This is a genomic window from Polaromonas sp. P1_E11 (genome assembly GCF_056405995.1).
Window position 1 is genome coordinate 929,895 of record NZ_JBFUBA010000001.1, and the last position, 15,366, is coordinate 945,260.

General features: G+C 60.2%; 13 protein-coding genes. 12 read left to right on the forward strand and 1 reads right to left on the reverse strand.

What is annotated here, in order from left to right:
- Nucleotides 1-2: 2 nt before the first annotated feature.
- From leuD to AC1D11_RS04715, 11 genes are all read left to right on the forward strand, one after another.
- Nucleotides 3-653: a 3-isopropylmalate dehydratase small subunit gene (gene leuD / locus AC1D11_RS04665; protein ID WP_348048650.1), complete on the forward strand. Its 651-nt coding sequence runs from the start codon at nucleotides 3-5 to the stop codon at nucleotides 651-653.
- Nucleotides 654-667: 14 nt separating this feature from the next.
- The gene (locus AC1D11_RS04670; protein WP_477649352.1) at nucleotides 668-1,204 is read left to right on the forward strand and encodes a hypothetical protein; all 537 of its coding nucleotides are present in this window, start codon (nucleotides 668-670) and stop codon (nucleotides 1,202-1,204) included.
- A gap of 4 nt (nucleotides 1,205-1,208) precedes the next feature.
- A complete protein-coding gene (leuB, locus tag AC1D11_RS04675; RefSeq protein WP_477649351.1) occupies nucleotides 1,209-2,279 on the forward strand; it encodes a 3-isopropylmalate dehydrogenase in 1,071 nt (356 codons plus the stop codon).
- Nucleotides 2,280-2,721: 442 nt separating this feature from the next.
- Nucleotides 2,722-3,861 (forward strand): aspartate-semialdehyde dehydrogenase, encoded by a 1,140-nt coding sequence (gene asd / locus AC1D11_RS04680; protein WP_477649350.1) that lies wholly within the window; start codon nucleotides 2,722-2,724, stop codon nucleotides 3,859-3,861.
- A 253-nt stretch (nucleotides 3,862-4,114) separates the two neighbouring features.
- Nucleotides 4,115-6,847: a FimV/HubP family polar landmark protein gene (locus AC1D11_RS04685; RefSeq protein ID WP_477651172.1), complete on the forward strand. Its 2,733-nt coding sequence runs from the start codon at nucleotides 4,115-4,117 to the stop codon at nucleotides 6,845-6,847.
- A 49-nt stretch (nucleotides 6,848-6,896) separates the two neighbouring features.
- The gene (gene truA, locus AC1D11_RS04690) at nucleotides 6,897-7,691 is read left to right on the forward strand and encodes a tRNA pseudouridine(38-40) synthase TruA (RefSeq protein WP_477649348.1); all 795 of its coding nucleotides are present in this window, start codon (nucleotides 6,897-6,899) and stop codon (nucleotides 7,689-7,691) included.
- Nucleotides 7,688-8,413, forward strand: a complete 726-nt coding sequence (locus tag AC1D11_RS04695) for a phosphoribosylanthranilate isomerase (protein ID WP_477649347.1) — start codon at nucleotides 7,688-7,690, stop codon at nucleotides 8,411-8,413. Before truA ends, AC1D11_RS04695 begins: the two co-directional genes overlap by 4 nt.
- A complete protein-coding gene (trpB, locus tag AC1D11_RS04700; protein ID WP_477649346.1) occupies nucleotides 8,391-9,692 on the forward strand; it encodes a tryptophan synthase subunit beta in 1,302 nt (433 codons plus the stop codon). The genes AC1D11_RS04695 and trpB overlap by 23 nt, the downstream gene beginning before the upstream one ends.
- A complete protein-coding gene (gene trpA / locus AC1D11_RS04705; RefSeq protein ID WP_477651173.1) occupies nucleotides 9,689-10,507 on the forward strand; it encodes a tryptophan synthase subunit alpha in 819 nt (272 codons plus the stop codon). The genes trpB and trpA overlap by 4 nt, the downstream gene beginning before the upstream one ends.
- 124 nt (nucleotides 10,508-10,631) lie before the next feature.
- The gene (gene accD / locus AC1D11_RS04710) at nucleotides 10,632-11,504 is read left to right on the forward strand and encodes an acetyl-CoA carboxylase, carboxyltransferase subunit beta (RefSeq protein ID WP_477651174.1); all 873 of its coding nucleotides are present in this window, start codon (nucleotides 10,632-10,634) and stop codon (nucleotides 11,502-11,504) included.
- Nucleotides 11,505-11,624: 120 nt separating this feature from the next.
- Nucleotides 11,625-12,287 carry an LON peptidase substrate-binding domain-containing protein gene (locus tag AC1D11_RS04715; protein ID WP_477651175.1) on the forward strand — a complete coding sequence of 221 codons (663 nt, stop codon included), beginning with the start codon at nucleotides 11,625-11,627 and terminating at the stop codon, nucleotides 12,285-12,287.
- A 17-nt stretch (nucleotides 12,288-12,304) separates the two neighbouring features.
- On the opposite strand, the gene AC1D11_RS04720 is transcribed toward AC1D11_RS04715, so the two are convergent.
- Nucleotides 12,305-14,113 (reverse strand): polysaccharide biosynthesis protein, encoded by a 1,809-nt coding sequence (locus AC1D11_RS04720; RefSeq protein ID WP_477651176.1) that lies wholly within the window; start codon nucleotides 14,111-14,113, stop codon nucleotides 12,305-12,307.
- Nucleotides 14,114-14,368: 255 nt separating this feature from the next.
- On the opposite strand from AC1D11_RS04720, the gene pseB reads away from it, so the two are divergent.
- Nucleotides 14,369-15,358 (forward strand): UDP-N-acetylglucosamine 4,6-dehydratase (inverting), encoded by a 990-nt coding sequence (gene pseB, locus AC1D11_RS04725; protein WP_477651180.1) that lies wholly within the window; start codon nucleotides 14,369-14,371, stop codon nucleotides 15,356-15,358.
- Nucleotides 15,359-15,366: the final 8 nt, after the last annotated feature.

The window sequence follows — 15,366 nt, forward strand, 5'->3', positions numbered from 1 at the left end:
CCATGCAGAAATTCACTGTACACAAGGGCCTGGTCGCCCCGATGGACCGCGAGAACGTCGACACCGACGCCATCATCCCCAAGCAGTTCCTCAAGTCCATCCGCAAGACCGGCTTCGGCCCCAACCTGTTTGACGAATGGCGCTACCTGGACGCGGGCTTCCCCGGCCAGGATCCAACCACGCGCAAGCCCAACCCCGACTTCGTGCTGAACCAGCCGCGCTACGCAGGCGCCTCCATCCTGCTGGCGCGCAAGAACTTCGGCTGCGGCTCCTCGCGTGAGCACGCGCCCTGGGCGCTGGACCAATACGGCTTTCGCGCGATCATCGCGCCCAGCTATGCCGACATCTTCTTCAACAACAGCTTCAAGAACGGCTTGCTGCCCATCGTGCTGCCCGAGGCACAGGTGGCCCAGCTGTTCGACGAAGCGCTGGCCTTCCCCGGCTACCAGCTCACCGTTGACCTGGAACGGCAGGTGATCGTCAAGCCGCAGGGCGAGGAGCTCCCGTTCGACGTGCAGGCTTTCCGCAAGTACTGCCTGCTCAACGGCCTGGACGACATTGGCCTGACCTTGCGCCAAAGCGACAAGATCAAGGCCTTTGAAGCCGAGCGCCTGGCAACCAAGCCGTGGCTGAACCACACGGTGGCAGGATGATGGCGCACTCGCGCATGGCAGGGCTGATTGTTGCCCTGCTGACCGGCCTGACGGGCTGCTCGACGATGGAAGCGGTCAATCGCGACCAAACCCAGCTGGCAGCCATCGAAAAGAACGCCCCTGCGAATGCCGCGACGCTTCGGCTGCGCTCCTTCTCGAATGGCACAGCGCGATTTGGTGTGAGCCCACAAAGCGCGTCATGCGAAGGCTTCAAGGATGTAGGTGTGGCTCTGAACACCATAGAAGCCAGCCGGACCTACGCCGGCCGCGAACGCAAAGACATTGTGGAAGTACTTCCGCAAGCTGGCCCGGTGCAGATTCGCGCCTATGCGCAGGAGCAGCATTTTGCGAACAACATAACCTACAAGTCAAAGTGTGGACCGGTAGCTGTCCGCTTCGTCGCCGATCCGCAGAAAAAATACACTGCCGACCTGATCTGGAAAGACAAGCGTTGCACCATCGTGGTCAACGACACCACCAGTTCAACCCCCATCCCTGTTCCGGGCAGCAATTACTCTTGCCCGGCCAGTTTTTCTGAAATCCTGGATTAATCTCATGAAAATCGCAATTCTCCCTGGTGACGGCATCGGCACCGAAATCGTCGCGGAAGCCGTCAAGGTCCTGAAGGCGCTCGACCTGAAATTTGAAACCGAAAGCGCGCTGGTCGGCGGCGCAGCATACGAGGCCCATGGCCATCCATTGCCTGAGTCCACGCTCAAGCTCGCCAAAGCCGCCGACGCTGTTCTCTTCGGCGCGGTCGGTGACTGGAAATACGACAAGCTCGACAGGCCGTTGCGCCCCGAGCAGGCCATCCTGGGCCTGCGTAAAAACCTGGGCCTGTTCGCCAACTTCCGCCCGGCAATTTGCTATGCGCAGCTGGTGGACGCCTCCAGCCTCAAGCGCGAGCTGGTGTCCGGCCTGGACATCCTCATCATCCGCGAGCTGACCGGCGACATCTACTTCGGCCAGCCGCGCGGCCGCCGCGTTTCGCCTGATGGCCACTTCCCCGGCTCGGAAGAGGCTTTTGACACGATGCGCTATTCGCGCCCTGAGATCGAGCGTATCGCCCATGTTGCCTTCCAGGCAGCCCGCAAACGGGACAAGCGCGTCACCAGCGTCGACAAGGCTAACGTGCTGGAAACCTTCCAGCTCTGGAAAGACGTGGTCACCGAGGTCGGCAAACAATACCCCGACGTCGCACTGGACCATATGTATGTGGACAACGCCGCCATGCAGCTGGTGAAGGCACCGAAAAAGTTCGACGTGGTCGTCACCGGCAACATGTTCGGCGACATCCTGAGTGACGCCGCCGCCATGCTGACCGGCTCCATCGGCATGCTGCCTTCGGCCAGCCTGAACGACAAAAACCAGGGCCTGTACGAGCCCAGCCACGGCAGCGCGCCCGACATTGCGGGCAAGGGCGTGGCCAACCCGTTGGCCACCATCCTGAGCGCGGCCATGATGCTGCGCTTCAGCCTGAACCAGCCCGAGGCTGCCGCCCGCATCGAAAAAGCCGTGGATGCCGTGCTGAGCCAGGGCCTGCGCACGCCCGACATCTACAGCGAAGGCGCAACAAAAGTCGGCACGGTGCAGATGGGTGATGCGGTCGTCAAAGCCTTGAAATAGGGCCCCCACGTTCGCCCACTGCGTGTGGCTCTCTGCCCCCCCAAGGGGGCCGCTGCGCCTGAGGCCCGGCGAAGCCGGTTCCTCGGCCCTGGCTGGAAGGAGCACTCTCCACTCGGGGAGAATTTTTCTTGTGGCGCCCCGGTGGAAAAACATCTCTGACGTTTTTTTGCAGCAAACCACCTCAAACCGGCGTCAAAAAACGGGTTTGAGGCGGCTGTCAGCCCCGATAAAGCCAAGCCTGGCTACAATTGACACCATGCGCAAAAACCCCGCACTCACCCGCTTGATCGCCGCTTCGCGCGCGATCGGCGCTGCGCCGGTTTTTGCCCAGATCACCAAAACGACCACCATTAAAGGCTAGCAAGCCTGGTTCGTCGTGCCCTGCCGGCTCGATGAGCCGGGCCAAAAAGCCTTATTTTTGACTTTTTGAAGGGCAGTTCCAATGAAACTCAAAGGCAACCTCACAGGACTCGTCGGCTGGCGCGGCATGGTCGGCTCCGTCCTGATCGACCGCATGCAGGCTGAAGGCGACTTCGACCTGATCGAGCCGGTTTTCTTCTCGACCTCCAACGCCGGCGGCAAAGCCCCCGCCCAGGCCAGGAACGAAACCACGCTGAAAAACGCCTTTGACATTGAAGCGCTGAAAAAATGCGACATCATCATCACGGCGCAAGGCGGCGATTACACCTCCGAAGTCTTTCCCAAGCTGCGCGCAGCCGGCTGGACAGGCCACTGGATTGACGCGGCCTCCACGCTGCGCATGAACGGCGACGCCATCATCATCCTGGACCCGGTCAACCTCCCGGTCATCCAGAACGCCATGGCCAAGGGCGGCAAGAACTGGATCGGCGGCAACTGCACGGTGAGCTGCATGCTGATGGGCGTGGGCGCGCTGTACAAGGCCGGCCTCGTCGAATGGATGACCAGCATGACCTACCAGGCGGCATCCGGCGGCGGTGCGCAGCACATGCGCGAACTGCTGACCCAGTACGGCACCATCAACAGCGAAGTCCGCGCACTGCTGGACGACCCCAAATCGGCCATCCTGGAAATCGACCGCCGCGTGCTGGCCAAGCAGCAGTCCCTGAGCGGCGACGAAACCGCCAACTTTGGCGTGCCACTGGGCGGCTCGCTGATTCCCTGGATCGACAAGGACCTGGGCAACGGCGTGAGCAAGGAAGAGTGGAAAGGCGGCGCGGAGACGAACAAGATCCTCGGCCAGGGCGCCAGCTTCGGAACGGCCGAAACACCGGTGGACGGCTTCTGCGTGCGCATAGGTGCGATGCGTTGCCATAGCCAGGCGCTGACCTTCAAGCTGAAGAAGGACGTGCCGCTGGCCGATATCGAGGCCATGATCGCCGCCGACAACGAGTGGGTCAAAGTCGTGCCCAACACGCGGGAAGCCTCCATCAAGGACCTCACACCCGTCGCCGTGACGGGCACCATGCAGATCCCGGTGGGCCGCCTGCGCAAACTCGCCATGGGTCCCGACTACCTCGGTGCCTTCACCGTGGGCGACCAGTTGCTCTGGGGTGCGGCCGAACCGTTGCGCCGCATGCTCCGCATCCTGCTTCAGGGGTGAATAATTCGACGTGAGCGGTTGCCAACATGCGGCCGCTCATCCGTAACCACTTGTTTCCGTGCGTTGTCGTCTGACAACATCCTGAACATGTAAGTTGATGCTAACTCGATGTGTCAAAACTTAAGTGGTGTCTTAGCTTGTCAGCCTAATGCCTTGATGTTAAGGTTGTTTTTCGAAAATTCGCATCGAGGTTTTTGTGCGCTTAAGCAGAATAAAGTTACATGCAGACCGAGCACTGGAGGCTCCCAACCCCATGAATAAACGCGGTCGTTGGCGTATTGGCGCCCTGGCGAGTGCCATTGCATTGCTGGGCAGCCTGGCAAGTCTTGAAGCCCATGCGCTTGCGCTGGGCCGGATCACCGTTCAATCGGCGCTGGGTGAACCCCTTCGCGCCGAAATCGAGATCACGGACCTCAAGCCCGATGAAGCAGCCAGCCTTCGGGCCGGTGTTGCACCGGCAGAAGCCTTCAAGGCAGCGGGCATGGAATACGGCACGGTGGTCACCGGCGTCGAAGTCAGCCTGCAACGCCGGACGGACGGACGGTCTTTCCTGCGATTGAGCAGCAATCGCCCCGTTACCGAGCCTTTCGTAGACCTCATCCTCGAGGCCAATTGGTCGAACGGGCGAATTACCCGCGACTACACCATGCTGTTCGACCCGCCTGCCTTGCGGTCCGGCAGCAGCGGTACAGCGGTTGCGCCCACTGCACCCGTGCTGTCCCGCCCCGGTTCACCCAATGCGGCACCGCCGGCCAGAGGCATCGCGTCCATCCCTTATTCCCCCTCAGGCTCCAGTTCCAGCACCGCCAGGTCCGCGCCCGCAGCGAAAGCACCGGCCGTAAAGATGGAAAAAGCGCCCGCCGGCGATACCCAGGTCACCGTCAAATCCGGTGACACCGCAGGCAAGATCGCCGCCCAGAACAAGCCGTCCAGCATTTCGCTGGACCAGATGCTGGTCGCCTTGCTCCGAAGCAATCCGGATGCCTTCATCGGCGGCAACGTCAACCGCATCAAGTCCGGCGCCGTGCTCGACATCCCGACCGCGGAATCGGCCGGCGCTGTCTCCCCCGGCGAAGCTACGCAGACCATCGTTGCGCAAAGCAAGGACTTCAACACTTTCCGCCGAAAACTCGCAGAAGGCGTGCCGGCTGCACAGGTAGCCGGTGCCGACCGCCAGGCCGGTGGCAAGGTAGAAGCCAAGGTGGAAGACCGGGCACCTGCCAGCACCACCCCCGACAAGCTCACCCTGTCCAAGGGAGCCGTCAAGGGCAAGGCAGCGACAGCAGCCGAAGAAAAGATTGCCAAGGAACGGCAGGCCAAAGAAGCCTCGACACGAGTCGCTGAGCTGTCCAAAAATATCAGCGATCTCAACAAGCTCGGAAGCGGTCCAGCAGCGGCGCCCGCAGCCAGCGCAGCCAAAGCACCAGGTGTGGCTGTTCCAGCTCCGTCCAGCGTCACAGTCCCCACACCCGCGGCGGCTCCGGCAGCTTCGGCACCATCCGTCGCCGCATCAGCAACCACCAAAACAGCCGCGACAGCCACACAGGCGGCCAGCGCAGCAGTTGCGGGCACTACGCCTGCGGTTGCCATGGCACCCGCCTCTGCAGCCTCAGCCACCGCCGCAAGCGCCGATCCGCTTGCAGCGGCCTCGCAACCAGCCCCCGCGGCCAGTGAACCCGCCGCACCGGTGGCAGCCGCCCCCGCAGCACCCAAAAAACCGGTTGTTGCGCCACCTCCGCCGCCCCCTGAACCCAGCCTGATCGACGAACTGCTGGAAAACCCCCTGGTACTGCCGGGCGTAGGCCTTCTGGTCGCGTTGCTCGCCGGATTTGGCTTTTACCGGTACCGCCAGCGCGCCGGCGGGGCCCAGGTTGACAGCTCTTTCCTTGAAAGCAGATTGCAGCCCGATTCTTTTTTCGGCGCCAGCGGCGGCCAAAGAATTGACACGAATGAAGGCAACGCCACGGGCTCGTCCCTGGTGTATTCGCCCAGTCAATTGGACGCCGCTGGCGACGTAGACCCCGTAGCCGAAGCCGATGTGTACCTCGCTTATGGACGCGACCTGCAGGCGGAAGAAATCCTCAAGGAGGCGATGCGCACCAGCCCCATGCGCGTGGCAATTCACGCCAAGCTGATGGAAATCTATGCAAAACGCCGCGACAGCAAGGCATTTGAAACTGTCGCCATCGAAGCCTTCAACCTGACCCACGGCAATGGCCCGGAATGGGCGTACATCACCGAGATGGGCCGCGAACTCGACCCTTCGAACCCGATGTACCAGCCCGGCGGACAGCCCGCAGGCACGGCCTCCGCCTCCGGGACCTCGGCGTTCAGCCCGGGCGGCACTGTGGCCATGGTGGCACAACCGGTCAATGTCCCTGCGCCAACACCGGCGGTGGACGTCGATCTCGACCTGGATTTCTCACTCGGTGATGAGCCTGATACAGCCACAACCCCTGCGGCAATATCGGTACCCGTGGCACCAAAACCAGTTGCCCCGCCCGTTGCCAAGAAACCGGAACCCTCCGCCCTGAACATGGATTTCAGCAGCGCGACGGTTGCCATGCCTGCGGCCACGCCACCGGCACCTGTTGCAGCCAAACCCGCCGAGGCGGCACCCGAGATTTCCTTTCTGTCCGAAGGCCTGAACTTTGAACCCGAGCCGTTCGTCCCGCCAGCCAAACCGGTTCCGCCGGTCAAGGCTGCTCCGGCTCCGGCCCCGGCAGTAGCCGACAGCGGCATGCTGGAATTCGACCTGGGCGCGCTTTCACTTGACCTGAATGGCCCAACAACGGAGAGCCCCGCTCCTGCGTTTGAAGTATCTGCTTCGTCGGATGACCCGCTTGAAACCAAGTTCATGCTGGCCGAAGAGTTCCGCTCGCTGGGTGACACCGACGGCGCCCGCTCGCTGGCCGAAGAAGTGCTGGCAGAAGCCAGCGGCCCGCTGAAAGTCAAGGCGCAGGCGTTCCTGAACGCCTTGGCGTGAGCGCAGCCTGAACGCACCGCGTTCACTGCGCACCGGCCGGGGTTCAACCGTGAGGATTGCCCTCGGCGTCAGCTACAGCGGAAGTGCCTACGAGGGCTGGCAAAGCCAGCTCTCGGGCAATACCGTGCAGGACAAGCTGGAACTGGCCTTGGCAAAGTTTGCCGCCCAACCGATTCGTACCCTCTGCTGCGGGCGCACCGACGCCGGGGTGCATGCGCTGATGCAGGTCGTGCACTTTGACACGCCCCTGCAGCGCGATATCGCCTCATGGGTGCGCGGCACCAACACCTTTTTGCCCGGCGACATCGCGGTGCAATGGGCGCGTGAGGTCCCCGAGGAATTCCATTGCCGCGGCAGCGCCATCGCACGCAGGTACGCCTACGTGGTGCTGGAGTCGCCGGTACGGCCCAGCGTGGAAGCCGGGCGTGTCGGCTGGGTTTACCGGCCACTGGACGGCGCTGCGATGCGACAGGCCGTCACGCACCTCATTGGCGAGCACGATTTCAGCTCTTTCCGGGCCGCGCAGTGCCAGGCCAAGTCCCCCGTCAAAACGATCAGCCGGATCGACATCTCCGAGCGTGCCGGTACGGGCTCCAAATACTGGCGCTTCGAGTTCGAGGCCAACGCCTTTTTGCACCACATGATTCGCAACATCATGGGCTGTCTGGTGGCTGTCGGCCAAGGTAGCTACCCGCCAGGCTGGCTGGCCGAGGTGCGGGACGCCCGCAGCCGGAATGCCGCTGCGCCCACCTTTTCACCGGATGGCCTGTACTTTTTGGGGCCCGTTTACGAAGACCACTACGGCCTCCCAAACCGTACAGCGGCCTATGATTGGTTGCCATGACACCCACCACCCGTACCCGAATCAAGATCTGTGGCCTCACCCGCGAAGAAGACGTGGACGCGGCCGTCACGGCCGGGGCTGATGCGGTGGGCTTTGTGATGTACGAAGCCAGCCCGCGCTTCGTAACGGCCGAACGCGCCGCCGAATTGGCCCGTCGCCTGCCTCCATTCGTCACGCCGGTGCTGCTTTTTGTCAACGCCCATGCTACAAAAATCATAGCTGCTTGCGCTCGTCTACCAGCGGCTCTGCTGCAATTTCATGGTGACGAAACCCCCGAAATCTGCCTTGAGGCGGGCCGGCCCTTCATGCGCGCTGCACGCATTCCATTAGGTGAAAAAGCCACTGAAAACACGCAGGGAACCCCTGCCCGCTTTGATCTCGTAAAATACGCCCAAGACTTCAAGGCCGCACAAGCCATCCTGCTCGACGCTCATGTCGAAGGTTATGGCGGCGGCGGGAAAACATTCAATTGGTCACTTCTTCCTCCAAACGTCAGCGCTCACCTCGTTTTGTCTGGTGGATTGACGCATGCAAACGTGATCGATGGCATTTTGCAAGTCAGGCCGCGTTGCACAACGCTGGCCGTTGATGTCAGTTCGGGCGTCGAGATTTCCAAAGGAATCAAAAGCGCCGACAAGATCAACCAGTTTGTAGCGGCCGTTCGCGCCGCCGACGAACTACTTGCAAAGAGTCTTAACCATGTACGAGTACCACCAGCCTGACGTTTCAGGCCATTTCGGAATTTACGGCGGCAGTTTTGTTTCAGAAACCCTGACTCATGCCATCAACGAGCTCAAAGACGCTTACGCCAAATACCAGCACGACCCGGAGTTTCTCGCCGAATTCCATTCCGAGCTGAAGCATTTCGTAGGCCGCCCCTCCCCGATCTACCACGCCGCACGCATGAGCCGTGAACAAGGCGGCGCACAGATTTACCTCAAGCGCGAAGACCTGAACCACACCGGCGCGCACAAGATCAACAACACCATAGGCCAGGCCATGCTGGCGCGCCGCATGGGCAAGCCACGTGTCATCGCCGAAACCGGCGCCGGTCAGCACGGCGTGGCCACGGCCACCATCTGCGCACGCTACGGCCTGGAATGCGTGGTCTACATGGGCAGCGAAGACGTCAAGCGCCAAAGCCCCAATGTCTACCGCATGAACCTGCTGGGCGCCACCGTGGTGCCGGTCGAAAGCGGCAGCAAGACGCTCAAAGACGCGCTCAACGAAGCCATGCGCGACTGGGTTGCCAACGTGGACAACACCTTCTACATCATCGGCACGGTGGCGGGCCCGCACCCATACCCCATGATGGTCCGCGACTTCCAGAGCGTGATCGGCACCGAATGCCTGCAACAGATGCCGGAGTTCATCGGCACGAAGCAACCCGATGCGGTCATTGCCTGCGTAGGCGGTGGCAGCAATGCCATGGGCATTTTCCATCCCTATATCCAGCACGCCAAAACCCGCCTCATCGGAGTGGAAGCTGCCGGTGAAGGCCTGGACAGCGGCAAGCATTCTGCGTCGCTACAGCGCGGCCTGCCCGGCGTGCTACACGGCAACCGCACCTACGTGCTGCAAAACGACGATGGCCAGGTCACCGAAACACACAGCATCAGCGCGGGTCTTGATTACCCCGGTGTAGGCCCCGAGCACGCTTTTCTCAAAGACATCGGCCGTGCCGAATACATCGGCATCACCGACGCGGAGGCGCTGGAAGCCTTTCATTACCTGTGCCGCACCGAAGGCATCATCCCGGCGCTTGAATCCAGCCATGCCGTGGCCTGCGCCATGAAAATGGCCCGCACCATGCGCCCCGACCAAAGCCTGCTCGTCAACCTGTCTGGCCGCGGCGACAAGGACATCGGCACCGTAGCCGACCTTTCCGGCGCGGAGTTTTACGACCGGCCGTCGATGCGGGGCCTCTCTGTAAAAGGTAGCACGGCTTCGGCAGCGTCGTTCGATGCCAGCGGCGCCAAGGGAAGCGGGGTGCAGTCATGAGCCGCATCGCCACCACCTTCTCGACGCTGAAAAGCCAGGGCCGCAAGGCCTTGATCCCTTATGTCACGGCGGGTTTCCCGTTTGCCGACATCACCCCCGAGCTCATGCACAGCATGGTGGCTGGCGGTGCCGACGTGATCGAGCTGGGCGTACCTTTTTCAGACCCCAGCGCCGACGGCCCCGTCATCCAGAAGGCCGGTGAAAAAGCCCTGTCCCTCGGTATCGGCCTGGCCCAAGTGCTGGAAATGGTGCGCCAGTTCCGCACCAAAGACAGCGCCACCCCCGTCGTTCTGATGGGCTACGCCAATCCGGTCGAACGCTACGACATCAAGCACGGCGGCAGCAAAACCGAAAGTGCGTTCATCCGCGACGCCGCACAAGCTGGCGTGGATGGCGTGCTGATCGTGGACTACCCGCCTGAAGAGTGCGTGGAGTTTGCCGCCCGGCTGCGCGCCCACGGCATGGACCTGATCTTTCTGCTGGCCCCCACCAGCACCGACGCACGCATGGCCCAGGTGGCGCAAGTCGCCAGCGGCTATGTCTACTACGTCTCGCTCAAGGGCGTGACGGGCGCCGGCACGCTGGACGTGGACGCCGTGGAAGCCATGCTGCCGCGCATCCGCAAGCACGTGGACGTGCCCGTGGGCGTGGGCTTTGGCATACGCGATGCGGCCACGGCCAAAGCCATAGGCAAAGTGGCCGACGCGGTGGTAATTGGCAGCAAGATCATCCAGCTGATTGAAAACCAGCCGCGTGACAAGGTTGCCGCGGTTGCGCGTGACTTTCTGAAAGAAATCCGTACCGCTTTAGGCTGACTTTTCACGTCACTTTTGCCGGGCGAAACCGGCGCATAATTGCGCTTTTCGCCTGACAAAAGCCCAAAAGGCATTGAAGCGACAGGCGCCCAGGCGCTGCCCGACACCGTAAGGACTGACACACATGTCTTGGTTAGAAAAACTCCTCCCGCCCAAAATCAGCCCCACCGACCCAACCGAGCGCCGCAGCGTGCCCGAAGGCCTTTGGATCAAGTGCCCAAGTTGCGAAGCTGTGCTCTACAAGACCGACCTGGAGAAAAACCAGAACGTCTGCCCGCAGTGCAGCCACCACCACCGCATAGGCGCACGCGCCCGCCTGGACGCCTTTCTGGACCACGAAGGCCGTTATGAGCTTGGCCAGGAAGTGCTGCCCGTTGATGCCCTCAAGTTCAAGGACAGCCGAAAATACCCCGAACGCCTGAAAGAAGCCCTGGAAAACACCCAGGAAACCGATGCTCTGGTAGTGATGGGCGGGGCCGTTCACAGCATCGGCGTGGTCGTGGCGTGCTTTGAGTTTGACTTCATGGGCGGCAGCATGGGGAGCGTGGTGGGCGAGCGCTTTGTGCGTGGCGTGCACGCAGCCATCGAGCAAAAAGTGCCCTTCATCTGCTTTACCGCCACCGGAGGTGCACGCATGCAGGAAGGCCTGCTCAGCTTGATGCAGATGGCCAAAACCAATGCATCTTTGACCCGTTTGGCCAAAAAAGGCCTGCCCTATATCAGTGTGCTGACCGACCCGACCATGGGCGGTGTGAGCGCTGGCTTTGCCTTCGTGGGCGACATCGTGATCGCCGAACCCAAGGCCCTGATCGGTTTTGCCGGTCCGCGCGTCATTGAGTCCACCGTGCGCGTCACGCTGCCTGAAGGCTTTCAGCGTGCCGAGTTTTTGCAGACCAAAGGTGCGGTCGACCTGATTTGCGACCGCAGGGAACTGCGCAAGACCGTGGCCAATTCCCTGGCCATGCTGCTGCGCCAACCGGCTGATGCCGTCAGTTGAGAACCCGGCAAGCTCCCCTCGAAAAGCCCCTGAAGCAAAGCGTATTAGACGTACGACAAGCTCACCGCACGGGTCACATGGGATGATGTGGTTCACGGCACTCCAAAGCACGATGAGACCATGCCAGAAGCCTTGACGCTGAGCTCCCTCCCCCTATTCCCGCTGGGTGCGGTACTGTATCCCGGCGGCGTGCTGCCGCTGCGCATCTTTGAGGTCCGCTACCTCGACATGATCGGAAAATGCCACAAGGCTGGCGCGCCTTTCGGCGTTGTCTCGCTCACCGAAGGCTCCGAGGTGCGCCGGCCCGCCGATGCCGGCACACCCACGAGCGACGGCTTTGCAAACGAGGCCTTCAGCACCGTGGGCACCCTGACCACCATCACTGAATTTTCCATCCCCCAGCCGGGCCTGATGGTCGTACGCTGCACCGGTGCACAGCGCTTTGAAATCACCCGACGTGAAAAACTCAGGCATGGCCTGTGGATTGCCGACGTCACCCGGCTGGAAGACGACCGACCGGTGGAAATTCCGGTTGACCTGCAGGCCACGGCCAATGCGCTGGGCAAGCTGATCAAAAGCCTGCAGCAACGCGAGGTGCCACTGGCCCAAATGCCACTATTGGCACCCTACAGGCTGAACGACTGCGGATGGGTCGCCAACCGCTGGTGCGAACTGTTGCCGATGCCGCTGGAATTAAAGCAACGCCTGATGCAACTGGACAACCCATTGATGCGGCTGGAACTGGTCAGCGACATTCTGGAACGGACAGGAATTTCGCTGTAAACAAGGAATCAGCCAAATCAGATACGGGATTTGTACTCCGGAACATGGCTGGTTAACCAGGCCTTCACGGTTTCGCCGGACGGTGCGGCACCGATAGCGGATATCCAGGCCGTTACATCGTCGATGGCAACCGCCTGATCGCCCGATGATTTGGCCACACGAAGTTTGGGATGGGGAGTGGGCTCCGTGGTTTCGTCATCGGCCATCAATTCTTCAAACAGCTTCTCGCCGGGACGCAAACCGGTAAAAGTGATCGGGATGTCGTGCTCGGATTTACCCGAAAGACGAATCATCATGCGGGCCAAATCCACAATTTTCACGGGCTCACCCATATCGAGCACGTAGATCTGGCCGCTGCGCGCCATCAGCCCAGCCTGCAATACCAATTTGGCTGCCTCCGGAATCGTCATGAAATAGCGCACGATGTCCGGGTGCGTCACCGTGATCGGGCCACCTCGCGCAATTTGCTCAGTGAACAAGGGCACCACAGAGCCGCTGGAGCCAAGAACATTTCCGAACCGTACCGAAACAAACTGGGTATCGGTGTACTCGCGCGCAATGCTCTGGACCACGAGCTCCGTCATACGTTTGGTGGCTCCCATGATATTGGTGGGATTCACTGCCTTATCGGTGGAAATCAATACGAATTTCTGGGCACCGCACGCGCCGGCTACTTTAGCGGCGTGAATGGTTCCGAGAATATTTGTTCGGACCGCTTCAATCTCGTTGTTCAATTCCATCAGCGGAACATGCTTGTATGCAGCAGCATGAACAAACACCGATGGCTTGTATTGCATTGCTATAGCCTGCAAGCGGGCGTACTCTCTCACATTTGCCGTGTAATAAAGCCCCTGCATCTGCGGATGTGCCTCCCGCAGCTCCTGTTCCAGCTTGTAAATGGCGATCTCGGAAACGTCCACACAAACCAGCCGGGCGACGCCCAATCTCGCAATCTGGCGGCAAAGTTCCGACCCGATAGATCCGCCCGCCCCCGACACAAGTACAGTCTGACCTGAAAAAAGCTCCGCGAGCCCTTGCGTGTCCAGCTCCACCGCCTGCCTGCCCAACAAATCCTCCAGCTCGATTTTCCGCGGACTTGCGCTATCGGACTGCAACCACTCATCCGGCCTCGGCATGGTCAGTAATGTGAGCCCAAGCGGACTGGACTGCATGAGTACCTCACGGCGCTCACGAGATCCCGGCGGGCTGGCGATGAGGGCCGTTGACGCCCCGGTAGACGCCGCCATGTTGGCGATTGCAGCCGGGAATCCCAATACCGGTATTTGATGAAGGTAACGGCCTTGCTCGGACTCCAGTGATGATGCGATGCCTACGCAATGCCACTGCTTCGATCCCTTAATCGCACGCAGGGCATCCGCCGCGTCTTGAAGTGAGCCGACAATCAACAAAGCCCGAGATTCATCAGACGGGCGGCCGTGCTCGACAAATGTCCGCCAGGCAGCTCGGGCACCGCCAAGCAATATCAGCGCAACGAGGGGATGCAACAGAAGCACAGATCGCGGAAAACTCGGAAACCGGATCATCAGCACAGCGGCGGCAGCGAACAGCCCCCCCAGAAAGACTCCCCAAGCCAGCTGTCGAAGCTCGGGCAGACCAATGTACTTCCAGATTTGCCGGTCTACGCGCGCTATGGCTAACCCGCCGATGAAACAAATCAATACCCACGGCACGCCCAGCCAGGCCAAAGTTACGAAATATTCAGGAATCTCGAAATTAAACCGCAACCAGAACGCGGCCCACCAGGCGACGAAAACAAGCAACAAATCCGTCAACCACAGCGGTAAAATTTCTCTACGCAAATGCACAATGGCTCTCAGTCATTCTCAAAAAAAGGTGAGGCAAAATGATTACGCGTTGGTTGAGTGGCTAAACGCGTCATTCAACGGGCTGAACCAACGCATTGTCACATAGCCAGACTATGAGATGATTTCCTTAGGAAATACCAAACGAGTGTGTTGCTCGGCCGTTAACGGATTCGACAATCGCCCAAGATAATCACAATTCAGCCCGAGTTTTAGTGTTGGCTGTAAATGAATGACGAAGCCGGCACAACCCTAAATATGTTCAACGATAAATCCATCTTAATTACAGGCGGAACTGGCTCTTTCGGGCAAAAGTACGTCGAAATACTTTTGGCAAGATTTAAACCCAAAAGGGTAGTAATTTTTTCTCGTGACGAGCTTAAGCAATATGAGATGGCACAAAGATTTGACGCGCCTTGCATGCGTTATTTTTTGGGTGATATTCGCGACTTGTCACGCCTGCATCGAGCGTTTGAAGGTATTGACATCGTGGTTCATGCTGCCGCCCTCAAACAGGTTCCCGCTGCAGAGTACAACCCCTTCGAGTACATAAAAACCAACGTACTGGGCGCTCAGAACGTTATTGAGGCCTGTCTTGATTCTCAAGTTAGTCGGGTGGTAGCTTTGTCCACCGACAAAGCAGCGGCCCCGATCAACCTCTACGGTGCTACAAAGCTTTGCTCTGACAAGCTTTTTATCGCCGCCAATAACATTCGCGGCCTGCGAGATATCCGATTTTCTGTTGTACGGTATGGCAACGTCATGGGAAGCCGGGGCTCGGTCATTCCCTTCTTTATCGGCCAGCGCTCAAAAGGCTTTTTCCCGATCACGGACCCGGCGATGACACGCTTCAACATATCAATAGAAGATGGCGTCGAGATGGCCCTCTGGAGTCTCGAAAACGCCCGCGGTGGTGAAATTCTGGTGCCCAAGATCCCGTCGTACCGAATTACAGACGTAGCTACTGCGCTTGACCCGAACTGCGAACAACGCATCATTGGAGTTCGTCCCGGGGAAAAAATCCATGAAGAAATGATTACCGAAAGTGACAGTTCGAATACGGTAGATCTCGGTAAATATTACGCCATCCTGCCCGTCGGGGCCGACTACACGCTGCGCGATTATTGCGCCCAGGCGAATGCAAGGCCGGTCAACAGCGGGTTCAGGTACGACAGCGGCACGAACCCCGACTTCTTGTCCGTAGCACAGCTTAGGCGGCTGATAGCAATGCAAGTACCCCTGCAATAAGAATTGCG